The organism is Tistrella bauzanensis, assembly GCF_014636235.1.
GTDB lineage: Bacteria > Pseudomonadota > Alphaproteobacteria > Tistrellales > Tistrellaceae > Tistrella > Tistrella bauzanensis.
Genome location: NZ_BMDZ01000015.1, coordinates 1 through 22,481, shown reverse-complemented (window position 1 = coordinate 22,481; position 22,481 = coordinate 1). Strand labels below are relative to the sequence as shown.

The window sequence follows — 22,481 nt, the reverse complement described above, 5'->3', positions numbered from 1 at the left end:
CCGAGGATCTGCCCCGTCGACTGCGGATCGGTGTCGACGATCTGCTGGTGGCCGCACTGGCGATGGCGGTCGGTGGCGTCACCGGAGCCGAACGGGTGCTGATCGACCTGGAAGGTCATGGCCGCGATCTGGAGATATCGGCGCCGGGCCTGACCGGACTGGATGTCAGCCGCACCGTGGGCTGGTTCACCAGCCGCTATCCGGTGGCGATCGCTGTGGGCGGCGAGTGGGCTGCGGTGCTGGCCGATACCCGCCAGCGCCTGCGTGCCGTGCCGGATCACGGCATTCGCTTCGGCATGCTGCCGGCCGATGCCCAGGCGGCGATGCCTGTGGCCGATATCGGCTTCAACTATCTGGGCCGGATCGATCTTGGGGTGGCGGCCGGTGACTGCTTCACGCTGGCGGGCGAGGCGCCGGGCCGGAGCATTGCCGAGGGATTGCGGTTCAGCGACCACAAGCTTGCCGTCGATGCGAAGATCAGCGGCGGCCGGCTGTCGGTGTCGTGGCGGTCGGATGGCGCGGTGGCGGATGACGCGGCCCTGGCCGGGCTGTCCGATCGTTTCGCGACGGCGCTGCGGGCGCTGATCGACCATGGGCTGCATGGCCGGCCGCTGGCGGTGCCGGCCGATTTCCCACTGGCCGGGCTCGATGCCCCGGCGCTTGCGCGGCTGGATGTGGCGCTGGATGCGGTGGAAGACATCTATCCGGCAACCGCCCTGCAACAGGGGCTGCTGTTCCACAGCGCCGGTGACGGCACCGGCCTGTATCTCAACCAGTTGCATCTGACCCTTGAACCGGATGCCGACTGCGCGCGGCTGGTGGCGGCCTGGGAGCGGGCGGTGGATCGCCACCCGATCCTGCGCACGGGCTTCGACTGGCGCCATGGCGGTTCCGCCATGCAGGTGGTGCGGCGGCGGGCAGGCCTGCCGGTCAGGCATCATCACTGGCAGGCGGCCGATCAGTCGGCCCATGACCATCGGCTGGTGGCCTGGTGTGCGGAGGATCGCGCGGCCGGGATCGACGTCACCACGGCACCCTTGATGCGGCTGGCCCTGTTCAGCCGGCCCGATGGCGGCCATGACCTGATCTGGACCAGCCATCACGCCTTGAGCGATGGCTGGAGTCTGGCGCGGTTCATGGCCGAGATCGTCGCCGATTACGATGCCACCAGCCGTGACGAGGCGCCGGTTCTGCCGCCGGTGCCGCCCTATCGCGATTACGTCGCCTGGACGCAGCGCCAGCCCGATCCCGAGCCCTGGTGGCGGGCGCAGATCGCGCGGGTGGACGAACCGGCCCGGCTGGGGAGCTGGATAACCGGGCCCGCGGACCGCCAAGGGTCATTTACATTGGAAACCCCGCTCGATGCGGCGCAGACCGAACGGCTGCGCGTGGTGGCGGCTGCCGCCAATGTCACCGTCAACACGCTGGTGCAGGGCGCCTGGGCGCTGCTGCTGGCGCGCTTCGGCGCGCGCGATCAGGTGGTGTTCGGCGTGACGGTGTCGGGCCGTCCCGCCGATCTGCCGGGCGCCGACCGGATGCTGGGCCTGTTCATCAACAGCCTGCCGCTGTGGGTGGATCTGGACCCGGCGCGGCGGCTGGATGACTGGCTGCGCGATCTTCAGGCCATGAACGGTGCACTGCGGGCGGTGGAGGCAACGCCGCTGGGTGCCGTGCAGCGCTGGTCGGGACTGAGCGGCGACGCATTGTTCGACAGCCTGCTGGTGTTCGAGAATTATCCGGTGGAAGCGGGCCTGCGGTCATCGGGCCTGGGGGCCGTCACCCGGCGGGTGGCGATGGCCGAACGGACCCATTATCCGCTGACACTCGCGGCCATTCCGGGGGACCGGCTGGAACTGCGCTGGGGCATCGATGGCAGCCGCATCGACCGGCAGACCGCCGGGGATATCGCCCGCGATTTCGTCGACCTGCTCGACCGGATGCCGGCGATGATGACCGGGCAGGGGCTGATGACCGGGCGGGGGCTGATGACCGGGCAGGCGTTGGGCGGAATCGGGCTGCGATCGGCGGCCGGTGCCATCCTTGGTGGCGCTCTGCCGGCATCGGCGGCATTCCGTCCGGTCACCAGCCAGATTTCCGCACAGGCATTGCGGCGGCCGGCGGCAACCGCACTGGTGTGCGAGGGCCGGGCGATCGGCTATGCGACGCTGGATGCCTGGGCCAACCGGATCGCGCAGGCGCTGCTGGACAGGGGCACCCCAGGCGAAGCGCGACCCGAAGACCGCCGCGAGGACCGGGTGGGTCTGGCGGTCACCCGTGGCCCGGCGATGGTGGCGGGGCTGCTGGGCATTATGAAAGCCGGTGCCACGGTGGTGCCGATGGACCCGGATTATCCGGCCGCACGGCTGGCCGATATGCTGGATGATGCGAATATCCGGCGGATCGTCGCCGATGATGCCAGCCGCCGGCGTCTGGCGGCGGTGCTGGGCGACCGGCTGGTGATCAACCCTGAGGCGGCGGTGGATCTGGTATCGGAGGCTGTACCCGCGATCGACCGGGTGATGCACCCGGTCGGGCTTGCCTATGTCATCCACACCTCCGGATCGACCGGCCGGCCAAAGGGGGTTGCTGTGCCGCATGGCGCGCTGGCGCTGCATGTCGATGCCTATGCCGACCGGATGGGCCTGACCGACGCCGACCGGGTGCTTCAACTCTCGACGGTCAACTTCGATGCGGCCTTCGAACAGCTTCTGCCGGTGCTGTGCCGTGGCGGTACCGTGGTGCTGCGCGGCCCCGCGATGTGGGAATTCGCCACGCTCAACACCCGGCTCGCCAATGACCGGGTGACCCTGGCCTATCTGCCGACCGGCTATTGGCGGCAATGGCTGCGGACGCTGCCGGCGGATCTCGCTGCCGGCCTGCCCGATCTGCGGCTGGTCACCGTGGGTGGCGAGGCGCTGGCCGGCGATGCGCTGGCGGCATGGCGCGCCGGCCCGCTGGGGCATCTGCCGTTCCTGAACACCTATGGCCCGACCGAGGCCACGATCACCGCGACCGGCCATGCGCCGGCACAGGCGGATGACGCCCTGGCGGCGGTGCCGATCGGCCGGCCCTGGCCCGGCCGGCATCTGCTGGTGGTGGATGCCAGCGGCAACCCCGTGCCGGCGGGGGCTGTGGGCGAATTGTGCATCGGCGGCGATGCCCTGGCGCGCGGCTATCATGGCCGGCCCGGGCTGACCGCCGAACGCTTCGTGCCCGACGACAGCGGCCCCGTCGGCGGCCGGCTGTATCGCACCGGCGATCTGGTGCGGCTGGGCCGGGATGGCGTGATCGGCTTCCTGGGCCGGATCGATGCCCAGATCAAGCTGCGCGGTTTCCGGATCGAGACCGGCGAGATCGAGGCGGTGCTGCGCGCGGTGGATGGCGTGCGCGATGCCGTGGCCGGGTTGACCGGCCCGGCGGACAGCCGCCGGCTGGTGGCCCATGTCGCGGGTGATGCCGGCGTCGAGACCCTGACGGCGGCGCTGGCGGCACGGCTGCCCGAGCATATGCGGCCGCAGGCGATCATGGTCATGGACGCCCTGCCGCTGCTGCCGAACGGCAAAATCGACCGCAAGGCGCTGCCGGAACCGGATGTCATGCCGGCGGCGGTGGTGGCACCGCGGACCCCGACGGAACAGACCCTGCTCGACATCTGGCAGGCGGTTCTGGGGCGGCGGGATTTCGGCGTCACCGACAGCTTCTTCGATCTGGGTGGCGACTCGATCCTCAGCCTGCAACTGGTGGCGCGGGCGCGTGAAGCAGGCCTTGCGGTGACGCCGCGTCAGGTGTTCGCGCATCCGCAGATCGACGGTCTGGCCATGGTCGTGCAGCCGCTCGACCCGGTGGTTGGCCACGCTATCGCGCAGGATTTCAGTGACCTGCGGGCGGTTCTGGCCGATCTGGGTGAGAACTTCCAGGCGATCGACGATGTCTATCCGGCGACACCGCTGCAACAGGGGCTGCTGTTCCATGCCCGGATCGGCGCCCGCGACGGGCTCTATGTCAACCAGTTGCGGCTGACCATCGATGGCGCATTGGACCCGGACGCCCTGGAGGCGGCATGGCAGGCGGCGATCGATCGCCATCCGGTGCTGCGCACCCGGTTCGAATGGCGCCATGGCGGCGACGCGTTGCAGGTGGTGCAGCGCCGGGCGGCGCTGGTGATCGGCCGCGACGACTGGATGGCCGCGGATGTGGTGGAACACGATACCCGGCTGGCGGCGTGGTGCGCCGAGGATGTGGCGCGCGGCTTCGACCTGACCCGGGCGCCGCTGATGCGGCTGAACCTGTTCCAGCGGCCCGATGGCGGCCAGGATCTGGTCTGGACCATGCACCATGTCATCACCGATGGCTGGAGCACGGCGCGGCTGCTGCGCGAGATCGCCACGGATTATGCCGCCCGGCTGACAGGCGGCACCGCCGATCTGCCGGTGCCGCCGCCCTATCGCGACTATGTCGCGTGGCTGGCGGCACAGCCTTCGCCCGAGGGCTGGTGGCGGGCACAGGCGGCGCGGATCGCCGATCCGGCGACGCTGACCGCGGCCCTGGCGCCGGCCGATCCGTCGGCGGGGCTTCCCGATGACGGCGACGATGATCTGCGCGTCGTGCTGGACGCGGATGTCAGCGGCCGGCTGGTGGCCCTGGCGCGCCGGGCCGGGGTGACGTTGAACACCGTGGTTCAAGGCGCCTGGGCGCTGCTGCTGGCACGGTTGGGTGGCCGTGATCAGGTGGCATTCGGCGTGACCGTGGCCGGGCGGCCGGCAGGGCTTGCCGGGGCGGAGGCGATGCAGGGCCTGTTCATCAACAGCCTGCCGCTGTTCGTGGATCTGCCGGCATCGATATCACTTGGCGACTGGCTGCGCGATCTTCAGGGGCTGAATGCCTATCTGCGGCAATATGAGCAGTCATCGCTGGCCGATGTGCAGCGCTGGACCGGGCGCAGCGGAGACGCCCTGTTCGACAGTCTGGTGGTGTTCGAGAATTATCCGGTCGATGCCGGGCTGGCGGCCATGGCCTTTGGCGGCCGGCTGCGGGCCAGCGAGACCATCGAGCGCACCCATTATCCCCTGACCCTGTCGGTGGCGCCGGGCGAGACCATCGCCCTGGGCTTCGGCTACGACCCTGCCCGGCTCGACGCGGCGCGGGTGGCCTGGCTGGCGCGCGGGTTTGGCCAGCTCCTGGACCGGATGGGCGCCGGCGACGACCCGGCGATCGGCGCGATCGCGCTGGCGCACGACCTGAAGCCGGCGCAGGTGCCGGTGGTGGCACCGTTCCGCGACGTCGTGGGCCGGATCGCCATGGCGGCGGCCGCCCGGCCCGATGCAGTTGCGGTTGCCTGCGAAGGCCACATGCTGCGCTATGGCGCGCTTCAGGCGGTGAGCGGCGCGGTTGCCCGGCGCCTGCTGGCGGAGGGCCTCGCGGCCGACGATGTCGTGGGCTTGTGTGTCGGCCGCGGTCCGGCGCTGGTGGCGGGCTTCGTCGGCATTCTGGCCGGGGGTGGTGCCGTGCTGGCCCTGGACCCGGATCTGCCCGACACCCGGCTTCAGGACATGCTGGATGATGCCGGTGTCCGGCTGCTGGTGGTGGATGAGGCGGGCGGTGCGCGGCTGGCGGCACTGGCCGCCGGCCGGCTGCTGGTCGCCATCGCCGCCGCCGCCGCCGGCGATGGCGGGGACACGAGCCTGCCGGTTCTGCCGGCACCGCTGCCGGCGCAGCTTGCCTATGTGATCTATACCTCGGGCTCGACCGGGCGCCCGAAAGGCGTCGGCGTCGCGCATGGGGCATTGGCGGTGCATGTCGACGACTATATCGACCGCTTCGGCCTGACGCTCGACGACCGGGTTCTGCAACTGTCGACGCTGGGCTTCGACGCGGCGGTAGAACAGATCCTGCCGGCGCTGACGGTGGGCGCGCGGGTGGTGATGCGCGGCGCCGATCTGTGGTCGCCCGAACAGGTCACCCGGCGGCTGCGCGACGACGGCGTGACGCTGGCTTATCTGCCGACCGGCTATTGGCGGGCATGGCAGACGGCGGTGACCGGGCCGCTGCCGGCATTGCGCCAGGTGGCGACGGGTGGCGAGGCCCTGCCGGGTGCGGCCCTCGACGCCTGGTTCGCGGGGCCGCTGGCCAGCGTGCCCTTCGACAACACCTATGGCCCGACCGAGGCCGTGGTGACGGTGAGTGGCCATCGGGTGCGGCCGGGCGATGCCATGGCGGTGGCGGTCGCCATCGGCGCGATCTGGCCGGGCCGGGTGGCGCGGATCCTCGATGCCCATGGCAATGACGTGCCCGATGGCGGGCAGGGCGAATTGTGCCTGGGCGGGCCGGCGCTGGCGCGGGGCTATCTGGGCCGCGCCGGGCTGACGGCGGAACGCTTCGTGCCGGACGAGGCCGGCACGCCGGGCGCGCGGCTGTATCGCAGCGGCGATCTGGCGCGGCGGCGGGCGGATGGCACGATCGATTTCCTGGGCCGGATGGATGGGCAGATCAAGCTGCGCGGCTTCCGGATCGAACCGGGCGAGGTCGAGGCGGCAATGCGCCGTCATGCCGGGGTCGCCGATGCCGTGGTGGTGCTGACCGGGGCCGAGACGCCGCGGCTGGTGGGCTATGTCACTGGCTCGGCCGATCCGGCGGCCGTGAAGGCGGCGCTGGCGACCCAACTGCCGGCCCATATGGTGCCGCAGGCGATCATGGCCCTGCCGGCGCTGCCGCTGACACCTGCCGGCAAGCTGGACTGGCGGGCGCTGCCCGACCCCGATCCGGCGCCGGTGGCGGCAGCCCTGCCGCCCCGCGATGTGATGGAGGCGCGGCTTCTGGCGGTGTGGCAGGCGGTGCTGGGCCGCGCGGATTTCGGGGTCAGCGATGACTTCTTCGATCTGGGCGGTGATTCGATCCTCAGCCTGCAACTGGTGTCACGGGCCCGCAAGGCAGGGCTGGTGCTGACCCCGCGGCAGGTGTTCGAACATCCGCGCATCCAGGAGCAGGCGGCGGTCGCCGGTCTGGCGGGCGGTGTCGATACCGCAACCGAGGTCACCGGCCGGGACTTGCCGCTGACACCGATCCAGGCCGGGTTCTTCGAGCGCTATCCCGAAGGGCCGTCGCATTGGAATCAGGCGGTGCTGCTGGCGGTGACCGGCGTATTGGACGATGCGGCGCTCGCCATTGCCCTGGCGGCGGTGGTGTGCCGGCATGATGCGCTGCGGCTGCGCTTCACAATCGGCGACGACCGGCGCTGGTCGCAGCGCGTGGTGCCGGCGGCCGATGCCGAGGCCTGTGATCTGCTGATCGTCCGGGAGATCGACGATGATCCGGCAACGCTGGATGCGGCGGGGGATGCGGTTCAGGCCAGCCTGGATATCGGCCATGGCCCCGTCTTGCGCGCCGGGTTGTTCCGTCGTGCCGGCGGCGACCGGCTGCTGATCGCCATTCATCATCTGGCGGTCGACGGGGTGTCGTGGCGGGTGCTGCTGGGCGATCTGGAACAGGCCTATGCGGCGGCCGCGAGCGGCCGGGAGCCGGCGCTGGCGCCGGTTGGCACGCCCTGGAGCCGCTGGGTTCTGGCGCAGCGCCGCTATGGCGAGGCACCGGCGCTGACACAGGAACTGGGCTGGTGGCAGAACCAGTTGAGCGGCGCCGTGGCGGTTCTGCCCGATACCCGCAGTGGTGAAAGCCTGCAGCATGACTGGCTGCTCGACGAAACCACCACCGCCCGGCTGATCAACGACGTGCCGCGCCGCTATCGCATCGGCGTCGACGAGGTGCTGCTGGCCAGCCTTGTCCGCACCCTGGGCGATGCCCACGGGCTGGCAGCCGGCACCCGGCTGCTGATCGGCCTGGAAGGCCACGGCCGGGAAGACGTGATCGATGGCGTGGATCTGAGCCGCACGGTGGGCTGGTTCACCACCCGCTTCACCATCGCGCCGGCCGTGGCCGGACCGCCCGAGGCGCTGCTGTCGGGCGTGAAGGCAAGCCTGCGGGCAGTGCCGCAGAAGGGGCTGCATCCGGGGCTGCTGCGGTTGTCGGATGATCCGGAAATCGCCGCCGCGGCGCGCGCACTGCCTGAGGCGGCGGTGGGCTTCAACTATCTGGGGCGGTTCGATGAGGCCGGATCAGGTGACATGTCCGGCGCTGCCGCCAGCCGGTTCAGCTTCACGCGCGAAGCGGCGGGCCGGGCGGTGGTATCGACCAGCGGCATGGCCCATGGGCTGGAGCTGAACGCGATGGTGGCCGGCGGCCGGCTGTCGGTCAGCTGGCGTCATGACACCGGTGTGCTCGACCGGGCGGATGTCGCGGCGCTGGCGGCGGCCTTCGGGCGGCATCTGACCGCGCTGATCGACCATTGCCTGACCCATGATCCCAAGGCGACGCCTCAGGATTTCGATATCGACATCGACCAGGACGCGCTCGACGACCTGCTCGCGGAGATCGACGGATGACCATGGACAGCTATCACCGCAGCGGCGGTCAGGACGATGCCCCCGAGCCGGTCGCCTCCGCGACCGCGAGCGGGGCCCCGGCGGGCTTTCGGGACAAAGCGAACGTCGCCGAGATCTTCTATCTGTCCGATCTGCAACAGGGCATGCTGGGCCATGCCCTGAAGGGTGGGGCCGACCCCTATCATATCCGCCATGTCTTCCAGATCGACGGCGCGCTGGATGTGGCGCGGTTCGAACGGGCCTGGGCGGCGGTGATCGCCCGCCATGCGATCCTGCGGGCGGATATCCGCTGGCGCGAGATTCCGCGCCCGGTTCACATCGTCTATCGCCGCACCATGGCCCGGATCGACCATCACGACTGGCGGGCGCTGGACACGGCGGCACAGGCGGCGCGGCTGGCGGCGGATTGGGCGACGGCACGGGCGGCGGGGTTCAACTTCGCCCGCGCCGCCGACCCGGCGCTGGATCTGATCCGCATCGGCGCTGACCGCTGGTGGTTCACCTGGCGGTTTCATCACCTTCAGCTCGATGGCTGGAGCGTGGCGCGGATCCTGAGCGAGGTGCTGGCCGGCTATGCCGCCGACGCGGCGCCGGCAGGGCTGGCGCCATCATTCCGCAGTCATATCAAGTGGCTGGAGCAACAGGACAAGACGGCGGGCGAGGATTGGTGGCGGGCGGATCTGGCCGGCATCGACGGCCCGACGCCCCTGCCGCGCGGCCGGCCTGCGCCGGCAATGGCGGCTGAGGGCGGGGCGGTGCCGCATCGCCATGCCGAGCGGCGCCAGCATCTGGACCCTGTCACCACCGGCGCCCTGGCCGAACTGGCGCGCCGGGCGGGCGGCACGATGACCACCGTGCTTCAGGCGGCCTGGGGCTGGCTTCTGGCCGCCCATGCCGGCCGGGACGATGTCTGTTTCGGCCTGACCACGGCCGGACGCCCGGCCGATCTGGCCGATGCCGACAGCATTGCCGGGCTGTTCATCAACACCGTGCCGCTGCGGCTGCGGATCGACCCGTCAGAGACCGTGGCCGGCTGGCTGGCGGCGGTTCAGCGCCATATGCTGGATCTGCGGGCGCATGATCATCTGCCGCTGGCGCGGCTGCGCGGGCTGGTTCAGACCGAAGGTGATGCGGGGCTGTTCGACAGTATCCTGGTGGTGGAGAATTTCCCGGTCGACGCGGCATTGTCGACGGCGGCGACCGGCGATATCCGGATCACCGCGCCGCGGATCGGTGAGACGGCCGATGCCATGGTCGACGACGCGGTGACGCTGACCGACGGCCGCAACCACTATCCGTTGAGCCTGATCGCCGAGACCGGCGCCGCGCTCAGCCTGACGCTCGCCTATGACCTGGGCCATTACAGCCACGGCGATGTCGCCCGGCTGATGGATGCCCTGGTGGCGGTGCTGCGCACCCTGCCGGAACAGGCTGGGCGCCGGCTGGGCGATTTCAGCCCCTGGACGTCGGCCGGCAACCGGGATGGCAACGCCGAACCCATGCCCGCGCCCGCATCGCTGCTGCCGGCGCGGATCGCCCGGCTGGCGGCGGAGAACCCGGATGCCCTGGCGGTGGCGGATGATGACGGCAGCCTGAGCCGCAGCGCGCTGTGGTCCGCTGCCGGCCGGCTGGCGGCAGAGCTTAAGGCCATGGGTGCGGGGCCCGGCGCGCGCGTGGCCCTGGCCCTGCCGCGCGGCCGGGCGATGGTCGCGGCGATCCTGGGTGTCTGGCGGGCGGGCGGCGCCTATGTGCCGCTAGACCCGGCGGCGCCGGCGGCACGGCTTGGGCTGCAACTGGCCGATTGCGGTGCCGGCTGGCTGATCGCCGGCGATGCCGCCGCCGACTGGTGCCCGCCGGAAGTGGCGCTGATCTCGGACAGGCCCGAGTCCTGGGGCGGCGGCGATGCGCATGCCGAGACCCTTGTGGATATGCCGGCCGCCGCCGAGGCTTACATTATCTATACCTCCGGGTCGACCGGCACGCCGAAGGGGATTTCGGTCAGCCATGGCGCGCTGGCGGCCTATCTGGCGGCATTGAGCCTGCGGTTGAACATCGCCGATGGCGCCGGGCTGGCGGCGGGCTGGGTGTCGACCCCTGCCGCCGATCTGGGCCACAGCGCGCTGTTCGGTGCCCTGTGGTGGGGGGCGGCGCTGCATGTGCCGGCGGATGAGGCGATCTTCGATCCCGACCGCTTCGGTGCCTGGATGCAGGACCATCAGATCGATCTGCTGAAGATCGTGCCCAGCCATCTGGCCGGGCTGATGCAGGCGGCGGCGCCGGCGCGGGTGCTGCCGCGCCGCTATCTGCTGCTGGGTGGCGAGGCGCTGCCGGCCGGTCTTGCCCGGGCGGTGGCAGAGCTGACGCCGGCCTGCCGGCTGGTCAACCATTACGGCCCCAGCGAGACCACGGTCGGGGTGATCGCGGGTGCCGTTGCCGGGCAGGCTGGCGATGGGCCGGATGGCGACGGCTCTCTGCCGCTTGGCCGGGTGCTGGATCATGCGGTGGTCCGGTTGCTGGACCGCCATGGCAACCCAGCCGGCCCCGGCCAGCCCGCCGAGATCTGCATCGGTGGCGCGGGGGTGAGCGACGGCTATGTCGGCCGCGCCGGCCAGACGGCCGAACGCTTCGTGCCCGATGCAGCGGGGCTGCCCGGCAGCCGGCTGTATCGCAGCGGCGATCGCGGGCTTCTTCTGGCGGATGGCGCGATCGGCTTTCTGGGCCGGCTGGACGATCAGGTGAAAATCCGCGGCTTCCGGGTGGAGCCCGACGAGGTGGCGGCGGTGCTGCGCGCCTTGCCCGGCGTGCGGCAGGCGGTGGTGATCGCGCGTGCCGATGGCGAGGGGCGGCTGCGGCTGCGGGGCTTCGCGGCCGGTGACGGGCTGGACGGTGCGGCGCTGAAACAGGCACTGGCCGCGCGGCTGCCCGATGCCATGGTGCCGCAATCGGTGCAGGTGCTGGACGCGCTGCCGCTGACCGCGAATGGCAAGATCGACCGTAAGGCCCTGCCCGGCGACCGGGCAGCCACCGGCGGAGCGGTGGCGGACGGCGCCGTGGCGCCGCGCAGTGCCACTGAAGCGGCGCTGCTCGGCATCTGGGAACAGGTGCTGAAGCGCCAGGAGATCGGTGTCACCGACAATTTCTTCGAGATCGGCGGCGATTCGATCCTCAGCCTGCAACTGGTGGCGCGGGCCCGCAAGGCCGGGCTGAAGCTGACCCCGAAACAGATCTTCGACCAGCCGGACATCGCCCGGCTGGCGGCCTGTGCCGATGCGGCGGCGGGGCGTGCTGTGGCGGCACCCGACAATCGGCCGGATGCCGGCGGGGCCGCGGTGGCGGCCGATCCGTACCTGCCCGAATACCGCGCGATCCTGGAAGGATTGGGCCAGTCGCTGGACAGTGTCGCCGATATCTATCCGGCGACGCCGCTGCAACGCGGGCTGCTGTTTCACAGCCAGATGGCCGGAGGCGAGGCGGTCTATATCAATCAACTGCGTCTGACCCTGGCCGGGCGGTTCGATATGGCGGCGCTGCGTGCGGCATGGGGGGTGGCGATCGCGCGCCATCCGGTGCTGCGCACCCGGTTCGAATGGCGCCATGGCGGCACAGTGTTGCAGGTGGTCGCGGCCACAGCCGATCTGCCGATCGAGATCCACGACTGGCAGGGGCTGACGCCCGATGTCGCCGAGGCCCGCATCCGGTCGCGGATGGCCGAGGATGCCGCCCGTGGCTTCGATCTGGCCACGGCACCGCTGATGCGTCTGGCATTGTTCACGCGCCCCGATGGCGGCCATGACCTGGTGTGGAGCAATCACCACATCCTGACCGATGGCTGGAGCACGATGATCGTGCTGGGCGAGGTGGCGCGCGATTACGTGGCCCGCATCGACGGTGGCGGCATCGATGGCGATCTGCCGGCGCCGCCACCCTATCGGGCCTATGTCGACTGGCTGGCCCGCCAGCCCGATCCGGAACCCTGGTGGCGGCAGGAGATCGCGCGGATCGACGAGCCGGCCCTGCTGACGGCGGCGCTGGCGCGGCCATCGGCGCCGGAGCCCGGCGCGCATCAATACCGGGTGCTGCTGGACGAGGCGACGAGCGCCCGTCTGACCATGGCGGCGCGGCGGATGCAGGTGACATTGAACACGCTGGTGCAGGGTGCCTGGGCGCTGTTGCTGGCCCGCCATGGCGGCCGCGATCAGGCGGCGTTCGGCGTGACCGTCTCGGGCCGTCCGGCCGATCTGGCCGGGGTGGAGCACATGCCGGGGCTGTTCATCAACAGCCTGCCGGTCTGGGTGGACGTGCCGGCGACGGCCCGGCCCGCGGGCTGGCTTCAGGACATCCAGGCCTTGAATGCCGGGCTGCGGCAGGTTGAGCAGACCAGTCTGGCCGATGTGCAGCGCTGGTCGGGGCGGAGCGGGGATGCGCTGTTCGATACGCTGCTGGTGTTCCAGAACTTCCCGATCGAAACCGCGATCCGCGATATCGAGACCCGGCTGGGCATCACCGGCGCCGATGCCGTGACCCGCACCCATTATCCGCTGACCCTGATGGTGGTGCCGGGCGACCGGCTGGACCTGCGCTGGGAATGGGATGGCAGCCGCTTCGACCGCGCGGTGATCGCCCGGCTTCACGGCCATCTGCTGCGACTGCTGACGGCGCTGTCCGCCGAGGACGGCGGCGCCCCGATCGGGCTGATCGACCCGTTGGCGGAAGATGAGCGCGACCGGCTGCTGTCGGTCTGGAACGACACCGCGGTGCCCTATGATCTGGATGGCTGCGTTCAGGATCTGATCGCGCCCTGGGTGGCGCGCCATCCCGATGCGCCGGCGGTGGTGGCGGAGGATGGCGCCGTGCTGTCCTATGCCGGCCTCGATGCCGCCGCCAACCGGCTGGCCCATCGGCTGATCGCGCTTGGCATCGGCGCGGATGTGACTGTGGCGCTGTGCCTGCCGCGCCGGCCTGAGGTGATCATTGCCCTGCTGGCGGTGATGAAGACGGGGGGCGCCTATGTTCCGCTGGACCCGAACGCGCCCGACGACCGGCTGCGTTATATGATCGACACCGCCCGCGCGCGGCTGGTGATCACGGCGGCGGCCCATGCCGGCCGCTTCACCGGCATCGACACACTGCTGATCGACGATGAACCGGCGGCGGCCGATGCGTCCGGGCCCCACACCACCTGGCCCAACACCACCTGGCCCGACACGGCGCCCGCGCCGCGCGCCCATCCGGGCTCGCTGGCCTATGTCATCTTCACCTCGGGCTCGACCGGCCGGCCCAAGGGGGTGATGATCCCGCATCGCGGGGTGGTGAATTATCTGCGGGTCGCCATCGATCGCTATCTGACCCTGGATGAAGACGGCCGCGCGTCGGGCCAGGGCGCGCCGATCAACACCCCGCTGGGCTTCGATGCCACGGTCACCAGCCTGATGGTGCCGCTGATCACCGGCCGCGCCATCACCCTGCTGCCCGAAGCCGATGAGATCGCGGCGCTGTCGGAGGCGCTTGCGGCCGAGGCCCATGACTACAGCCTGGTCAAGCTGACCCCGGCGCATATCGAGGCGCTGAAACATCTGCGGCCGGCAGGCAGCTATGCCGGCCATGCCCGCGCGCTGGTGATCGGCGGTGAGACGCTGATGGCCAGCACCGTGGCGCCCTGGCTGGCGGCATCGCCGGGCACGCGGCTGTTCAATGAATATGGCCCGACGGAAACCGTGGTCGGCTGCGCGATCCACGAGGTGGTGCACGAAGTGGACGGCGGCAACACGGATGGCGGCGGTATGGGCGATGGCGCGCTGCCGATCGGCCGGCCGATCGCCAATACCAGCATCCTGATTCTGGATGACGATCTGCGGCTGATGCCTGACGGCGCGGCCGGGGGCTTGTATATCGGCGGCGCCGGGCTTGCCCGCGGCTATGCCAGCCAGCCCGGGCTGACCGCCGATCGCTTCGTGCCGCATCCCTTCGCCACCGGCGAGCGGCTGTATCGCACCGGCGATCTGGCGCGCTGGCGCGCCGATGGCACGCTCGACTATCTGGGGCGGTTGGATGATCAGGTGAAGATCCGCGGCTATCGCATTGAACTGGGAGAGATTGAAAGCGCTCTCACCGGCCATGATGCGGTCGAGCAGGCCGTGGTGGTGGTGCGCACCGGTCTGGCCGGCAGCCGCCAGCTCGCCGCCTATGCGGTGCCGCGCCCGGGTTGCCACGCGCAGCCCGATGACCTGCTGCGCCATCTGGCGGCGCGGCTGCCGCAATATATGGTGCCGGCCGATCTGCTGGTGCTGGACGCAATGCCGCTGACAGCCAATGGCAAGGTCGACCGGCGCGCGCTGCCGGTGCCGCAGCGGGGCGGCAGCGCCATCGCCATGCCGTCGGATGCGATCGAGGCGACGCTGCTCGACATCTGGCAGAGGGTGCTGGGTCAGAGCGGTTTCGGGGTCACCGACAGCTTCTTCGACCTGGGCGGCGATTCGATCCTCAGCATGCAGGTCGTGGCCCGTGCCGCCCGCGCCGGCATCCGCCTGACGGCGCGCCAGGTGTTCGAACATCCGCGCATCGACCGGCTGGCGGCCCTGGCCCGTGCCGCCGACGATGCGGCGGCGCTGACCGAGATCACCGGCACCGATCTGGCCCTGACGCCGATCCAGTCGTGGTTCTTCGCCCGCCATCCGGACGGCCCGTCGCACTGGAACCAGTCGGTGCTGCTGCGGGTGAACGGCCGGCTGGACATCGTGGCGCTGGAACGGGCGATCGCGGGTCTGGTCGCCGCCCATGATGCCCTGCGGTTGCGGTTCCGGGCCGATCATGTCGGCCATTGGTGGCAGCGGGTGGTGGCGCGCGAAACCGCCGATCTGCTGGTGGTGCGCGACGTGGCGGACCCGGCGGCGCTGGATGCGGCGGGCGAGGCCGTGCAGGCCGGCCTGGATATCCGCACCGGCCCCGTGCTCAGGGCCGGCTGCTTCCATCTGGCCGATGGCAGCGACCGGCTGCTGATCGTTCTTCATCATCTGGCGGTCGACGGCGTGTCGTGGCGGGTGTTGCTGGACGATCTGCAACAGGCCTATGAAGCGGCCTGCACCGGCCGCGCGGTGGTGGTGCCGGCACCGGCGACACCGTGGAGCCGCTGGGTCGACCGGATGCACCGGCAGGCCGCAAGCCCCGAACAGCATGCCCATCTGCTGGCCGAACTCGGCTGGTGGCAGGGGCATCTGGAGGGCGCCACCCCGGCCTGGGGGCCGGCGCGGTCGGGTGGCCGCCTGGAGGTTGAGCGCGGCATCGCCGAGGCGATGACCCGCCGGCTGATCACCGAGGTGCCGCGCGCCTATCGGGTGACGGTGGAAGAGGTGCTGCTGGCGGCGCTTGCCCGTGCCATCGGCGACGAGATCGGTGCCGCCCGGCTGCTGGTGTCGCTGGAAGGCCATGGCCGCGACGGCGATCACGGGCTGGACGTCAGCCGCACCATCGGCTGGTTCACCACCCGCCATGACGTGGCGCTGCCGACCCGGGGCGACGATGCCCGGCTGCTGGCCGATCTGCGCCAGGTGCTGCGCCGGGTGCCCGGCCGGGGCACCGGGCGCGGCCTGCTTACCATTGCCGGGGATCAGGCGATCCGCGATGCGGCGGCGGCACTGCCCGCCGCCGATGTCAGCTTCAACTATCTGGGCCGCTTCGATGGCAGCCTGGAGGAAGGCGGCCGGTTCTGGCTGGGCACCGAGACCGCCGGGCGCAATATCGGCCGGCGCGGCCGCATGGACCATGCGCTTGAGATCAATGCCGCGATCACCGATGGCCGGCTGCGGATCGGCTGGCGGCATGATCCGGCGGTGATCGACGGTGCGGCGATGGCGTCGCTGATCGCGCGGTTCGAGCACGGCCTGACCGATCTGGTCGGCCATTGCCTGACCACCGATCCGGTTCCGGTCCCGGTCGATTACCCCTTGGCCGGCCTGGACGATGCCGGGCTGGCCCGGCTGGAGATCGCGCCCGGCACGGTTGAAGACATCTATCCCGCGACCCCGCTGCAACAGGGCCTGATCCTTCACAGCCAGCGGTCGGCCGGTGCCTATGTCAACCAGTTGCGCCTGACGCTTGCGGCCGGTGGACAGGATGGCGGGGCGCTGGATGTGGAGGCGCTGGCCGGCGCCTGGGCGGCGGCGATCGGGCGCCACCCGATCCTGCGCACCCGCTTCGACTGGCGCCATGGCGGCAGTGCCTTGCAGGTGGTGATGCGGCGGGTGACGCTGCCGGTGGACGTCCATGATCTGTCGGTCGGCCCCGAGGGCTATGAGGCACGGCTGGCCGCGTGGCGGGCCGCGGATCTGCGCCGGGGGTTCGATCTGATGGTGGCGCCGCTGATGCGCATCACCCTGTTCCGGCGCCCGGATGGCGGTCATGACCTGCTCTGGACCACCCACCACGCCCTGACCGATGGCTGGAGCACGGCGCGATTGCTGCGCGAGGTCGCGCGGGAATACGATGCACGCGTCGATGGTGGCGCGGTGGAGATTTCGCCGGCACCTCCCTATCGCGATTACGTCGCCTGGATGCAGCGCCAGCCGGCACCGGAGGCATGGTGGCGGGCGGAAGCGGCGCGGATCGCCGACCCGGCCGGCATCACCGAGGCGCTGGGCCGGCCGATGCGGCCGGAACCCGGCAGCCATCGCCTGACAGTGGCGGTGGATGATGATCTGGCCCATGCCCTGCGCAAGCTTGCGCGCCGTGAACAGGTGACGCTGGCCACGATCATGCAGGCGGGTTGGGCGCTGCTGCTGGGGCGGCTGGCGGGCCGGGCGCAGGCGGGCATCGGCGTGACGGTGTCGGGCCGGCCGGCCGATCTGGCCGGGGTCGAGCGGATGCTGGGCCTGTTCATCAACAGCCTGCCGGTCTGGATCGACCTGCCGCCATCGGCGCGGCTGGGCGCGTGGCTGCGCGATGTGCAGGCACTGAACACCCGCTTGCGGCAGGTGGAGCATTCCAGCCTGGCCGATGTCCAGCGCTGGACCGGCCGCAGCGGCGACGGCCTGTTCGACAGCCTGCTGGTGTTCGAGAATTATCCGATCGATGCCGCTGCCGGCCAGAGCCGGCTTGGCGCCGCCACCACCGGGACCGAGATGGTGGAGCGGACCCATTACCCGCTGGTGCTGGCGGTGGTGCCGGGCCAGGGGCTGGAACTGCGCTGGGGCTGGGATGGGGCGCGGATCGATGCCGCGGCGGTGGCCCGGCTGAACACGGCCTTCATCGACCTGCTCGGCCGGCTGGCTGCGGCCGGCGATGTGCCGCTGGGGTCGATCGCGGTTGGTTTGGACCGGCCGGCCCGGCTGGCGGTGGAGCATCCGTTCCGGGCGGTGACCGCGCGGATCAGCGCGCAGGCCGCAGTTGATCCGACCCGTGAGGCGGTCGCCTGCAATGGCCTGAGGATCAGCTATGGTGCGCTGGAGACGTGGTCCGACGCCATCGCCGACCGGCTGATCCTGGCCGGCATCCGACCGGAAGACCGGGTGGGGTTGTGCGTCGAACGCTCGGTGGGGCTGGTTGCGGCGCTGCTGGGGGTGCTGAAGGCGGGCGGCGCCTATGTGCCGCTCGATCCCGATTATCCGGCGGCGCGGCTGCGTCACATGATCGAGGATAGCGGGCTGGATGTGCTGGTGGTTGGGCCTGCCAGCCTGCCGGCGATGCGTGCGGTTGCAGATGATCGGTCGCTGATCGATGTCGAGGCGCTGAAAGACGCGGCGTCGGCGACGGGCCTGGAGCGACGCCATCCGCCGGTCCGGCCCGACCAGTTGGCCTATGTGATCTATACCTCGGGCTCGACCGGCCTGCCCAAGGGCGTCGGTATTTCCCACGCGGCGCTCAGCCATCATCTGGATGACTTCATTCCGGCCTTCGGCTATCGGCCAGAGGATGCCGGGCTGCAATTCTCGACCATCAACTTCGACGCGGCGATGGAACAGATGCTGCCGCTGCTGACCGTGGGCGGGCGGATCGTGCTGCGCGGCCCCGCCATGTGGGATGCGGCCGAACTGACCGCCGTGCTTCAGGCCGAGCGCCTGACCATCGCCGATATCCCGACCGGCTACTGGCAGCAATGGGCGCGCGATCCGGATCTGCGCTTCAGCCATCTGCGCCGGGTGACGGTGGGCGGCGAGGCGTTGTCGGTGGATGCGCTGGCGCGCTGGAAGGACGGGCCGCTGGGCCATGTCCGGCTCGACAACCGCTATGGCCCGACCGAGGCGACGATTTCGGCATTGTATCATCAGACCGATCGCGGCGATGTTGACCATCCGCCGGTGCCGATCGGCCGGACCTATCCGGGCCGGACCGCGCGGGTGGTGGGGGTGGATGGCAACACCGTGCCCGATGGCGGCATCGGTGAGCTGTGCATCGGCGGCCCGGCCCTGGCTCGCGGCTATCTGGGCCGGCCGTCGCAGACGGCGGAACGCTTCGTGCCCGATGAGCACGGGGTGCCGGGCGCGCGGCTCTATCGCAGCGGCGATCTGTGCCGCCAGCGGGCCGATGGCGTGGTCGTGTTCCTGGGCCGGATCGACGGGCAGGTGAAGCTGCGCGGCTTCCGGATCGAGCCCGGCGAGATCGAGGCCCTGTTGCGGGCAGCACCCGGCATCGACGATGCCGTGGCCGGCGTGGTCGATGACCGGCTGATTGCCTGGGTGGCGGGGCAGGGGGATCCAGCGGCGTTGCGCGCAGGCCTTGGTCGGCAGTTGCCGGCCCATATGGTGCCGCAGGCGGTGATCATGCTCGACGCTCTGCCGCTGATGCCCAGTGGCAAGGTGGATCATCGCGCCCTGCCGGTGCCCGATGCCGCCCATGACCAGGTGGTGCCGCCGGCGACCGCCCTTGAAACCCGGCTGCTGGCGATCTGGCAACGGGCGCTGGGGCGCGATGGTTTTGGCATCACCGACAGCTTCTTCGACATCGGCGGCGACTCGCTGCTGGCCTTGCAGGTGGCGGCGGCCGCGCGTGCCGACGGCATCGACGGCTTCAGCCTGGACGCCCTGTTCCAGACCCCGACCATTGCCGGGCTGGCGGCGGGGCTGACGGGTGCGGGCGCCCCCGACCAGTTGCCGGCCAATATCCGGCCGCTCAACACCACCGGCCACGGCACGGCGCTGTTCTGCATTCATCCGGGCTATGGGCTGGTGCAGGAATACCGGCCGCTGGCGGCGGCGCTGAACGGCCAGGTGCCGGTGCTGGGCATTCAGGCGCCGCGGCTGATCGATCCCGACTGGACGGTGCCGGATGTGGCGGCGCTGGCGGCGGATTACGTGGCCCGGCTGCGCCGGATACAACCGGCCGGGCCATACCGGCTGGCCGGCTGGTCGCTGGGCGGGTGGATCGCCATGGCGATGGCCCGGGCGCTGGAAGCCGATGGCGACATCGTCGAGCGGCTGATCCTGATCGACACGGCGGCCGAGGTGCCCCGGATCACCGCCGATCACGCCACCATCGCAGCCCAGTTGAACCGCGACATCGACAGCCATGCGACGCCCGAACTGGCTGCCGAGTTCGCGGCCGGCCGGGTAGGGGATGGGAGGCTGGCAGGGGCGGTGGGCCGGGCAGGGGATGGGACGGCGGCCGGCGATCGCGACCGGCTGGCGGCGGCGGCGCTGGATCTGGTGCTGCTGCACAAACGCCTGCTGGAAGGCTGGCCGGTGCCGCGGGTGGAGGCCGCCATCACCCTGTTCCGGGCTGTGGCGACCAGGGCCGGCGGCGCCGATGGCAGCCATATTCCGGCGGCATCATGGCGGCCGCTCGCGGGCGGTGGGCTGACCGTCATCGACATCGATGCCGGTCACGACACCATCCTGCACCATCCGGATTTCCTGGCGGCGATCGGCCCCGTGATCGACCAGGCCGGGGGCAACCGGCCGGCAGCCGACATCATCGAGGAGACAGCACCATGAACAGCGTTCTGCACGCCGAAGCCGCGGCGCCTGACCATGGGCGGTCACTGGTGACGGTGGATGCCGCCACGGCGCGTGTCGGTTCCGATGCCGCGCCGTTGATCCGCGCCGGATTGCAGGCCGTGCCCGACACGCCCGGCTGGATGGTGGTCACCATCGATGGTGGCGATTCCGAGATGCTGGTGGCCTGGGCTGAGGCCCTGTGTGTGGCGATCATGACCCGGCATCCGCGCATGACCACGCTGGCGCTCGACGGTGCCACGGCCAGGGCGGCGGCGCCCCGGCTGCTGCGACAGGGCATCGCCATCGCCGGCGATGGCGGCGCGCTGCTGGTGACGGCGGCCATGCTGTGGCAGCGGCCGGCGCCGTGGCTGGGGCAGGATGGCGACGCGGCCACGCCCTATCCCTATGATCCGGTGTTCACCGGCGCCGTCCGCCATCCGCGCCGCCCGCCCGCGCCGGAGGGCGTGGTCTATCGCCGCCACATACCGTGGCTGGATGCCCCGTTGAGCTTCCGCGTGGCCACCATCGATCAGGATCTGGACCGGCTGCACCGCTGGATGAATGACCCGCGCGTGGCGGCGATCTGGGAGGAGGCGGGCGATCTGGACAAGCATCGCCAGTATCTGGGCGGCATTCTGGCCGATCCGCACATGATCCCGCTGATCGGCTGTTTCGATGGCGCGCCCTTCGGGTATTTCGAGATCTATTGGGCGCGCGAGAACCGCATCGGCCCGTTCTATGACGTCGATGACTATGACCGGGGCTGGCATGTGCTGGTGGGCGAGGACGGGTTCCGGGGCCGCGACTATGTCTCGGCCTGGCTGCCATCGCTGATGCATTACCTGTTTCTCGATGACCCGCGCACCCGCCGGATCGTGGGCGAGCCGCGCGCCGATCACGCTCAACAATTGCGCAATCTCGATCGCGCCGGCTTTGCCCGGATCAAGCAGTTCGACTTTCCCCATAAGCGCGCCACGCTGGTGATGCTGCTGCGCGAGCGGTTCTTCGGCGACCGGTTGTGGCTGCCGGATTTCGTGACCGCCCCCGCCGATGATGCCGACCACGAAGGATGACCAGGATGACGATCGAGGATGGGGCATATGATGTCATCGGGGTGGGCTTCGGGCCATCGAACCTGGCATTGGCGATCGCGCTGGACGGCATGGCCGGCCCGCAGGGGGCGTCTGCACGAGCGGATGGGCGGCGGCGGGTGCATTTCATCGAGAAGCAGCCCGAATTCCGCTGGCACAGCGGCATGCTGCTGCCCGACAGCCGCATGCAGGTGTCGTTCCTGAAGGATCTGATCACCCTGCATGATCCGACCAGCCCGTTCACCTTCATCGCCTATCTGCACGCCAAGGGCCGGCTGGTCGATTTCATCAACCAGAAGAGCTTTTTCCCCAGCCGGATCGAGTTCAACGACTATCTGCGCTGGGCGGCGGCGCGCTTCGCCGACCGGTGCAGCTATGGCGAGGAGGTGGTCGCGGTCGATCCGGTGAACGGTGCGGGCGGCCGGGGTGGCGGCAGCGGGTCGGCCTCGGTTCAGGCCCTGGCCGTGCGGTCGGTGGATGCCGCCGGGCGGGAACGGCGGCGCCTGACCCGCGATCTGGTGCTGGCGATCGGTGGCCGGCCGCGCATCCCCGACCCCTTCCGGCCGCTTGCGGGGGATGGGCGGGTGTTCCATTCCTCGACCTATCTGCGCCATCTGGACCGGCTGGCCGCCGCTGAACGGGCGGGGCGCGGTGCCGGTGCCGGTGCAGGGGCCGGGGTTGGTGTAGGGGGCGGCGCCGGGCAGGGCCGCGTGGCGGTGATCGGTGGCGGGCAGAGCGCCGCCGAGATCTTTTTCGATATACGCGACCGCTTCCCTGACCTTAGGGTTGACCTGATCCTGCGCGGCTCCGCGCTGAAACCCGCCGATGACAGCCCGTTCGTGAACGAGATCTTCAACCCGTCCTTCACCGATGTGATCTTCCGCCAGCCCGATGCCGAGCGTCAGGCGCTGCTTCAGGATTTCCGCAGCACCAATTATTCGGTGGTCGAGAGGCTGTTGCCGAATGCCCGCTACCCATGGTTTGACGCCGTCTGCTGACGGCTTGGGAGCTTGGCGGGGGTCTCGCGCGGT

At 70.6% G+C, this 22,481-nt stretch carries 4 protein-coding genes; all 4 read left to right on the top strand.

The window, feature by feature from the left end; genetic code table 11:
* Nucleotides 1-62 precede the first annotated feature (62 nt).
* From IEW15_RS08405 to IEW15_RS08390, 4 genes are read left to right on the top strand one after another with little or no spacing between them, the layout of a single operon-like run.
* Nucleotides 63-8,435 (top strand): non-ribosomal peptide synthetase, encoded by an 8,373-nt coding sequence (locus IEW15_RS08405; RefSeq protein ID WP_229707943.1) that lies wholly within the window; start codon nt 63-65, stop codon nt 8,433-8,435.
* Nucleotides 8,432-20,356, top strand: coding sequence for a non-ribosomal peptide synthetase (locus IEW15_RS08400; RefSeq protein WP_188576778.1), 11,925 nt, complete (start codon nt 8,432-8,434; stop codon nt 20,354-20,356). Before IEW15_RS08405 ends, IEW15_RS08400 begins: the two co-directional genes overlap by 4 nt.
* The gene (locus tag IEW15_RS08395) at nt 20,353-21,432 is read left to right on the top strand and encodes a GNAT family N-acetyltransferase (RefSeq protein ID WP_188576776.1); all 1,080 of its coding nucleotides are present in this window, start codon (nt 20,353-20,355) and stop codon (nt 21,430-21,432) included. The genes IEW15_RS08400 and IEW15_RS08395 overlap by 4 nt, the downstream gene beginning before the upstream one ends.
* Before the next feature lie 5 nt (nt 21,433-21,437).
* A complete protein-coding gene (locus tag IEW15_RS08390; protein WP_188576774.1) occupies nt 21,438-22,448 on the top strand; it encodes a SidA/IucD/PvdA family monooxygenase in 1,011 nt (336 codons plus the stop codon).
* Nucleotides 22,449-22,481 lie beyond the last annotated feature (33 nt).

Excerpts from the sequence above, each read along its gene's own strand:
- IEW15_RS08395 (WP_188576776.1), top strand. The coding sequence starts at position 20,353 with ATGAACAGCGTTCTGCACGCCGAAGCCGCGGCGCCTGACCATGGGCGG.
- IEW15_RS08400 (WP_188576778.1), top strand. The coding sequence starts at position 8,432 with ATGACCATGGACAGCTATCACCGCAGCGGCGGTCAGGACGATGCCCCC.
- IEW15_RS08405 (WP_229707943.1), top strand. The coding sequence starts at position 63 with ATGGCGGTCGGTGGCGTCACCGGAGCCGAACGGGTGCTGATCGACCTG.
- IEW15_RS08390 (WP_188576774.1), top strand. The coding sequence starts at position 21,438 with ATGACGATCGAGGATGGGGCATATGATGTCATCGGGGTGGGCTTCGGG.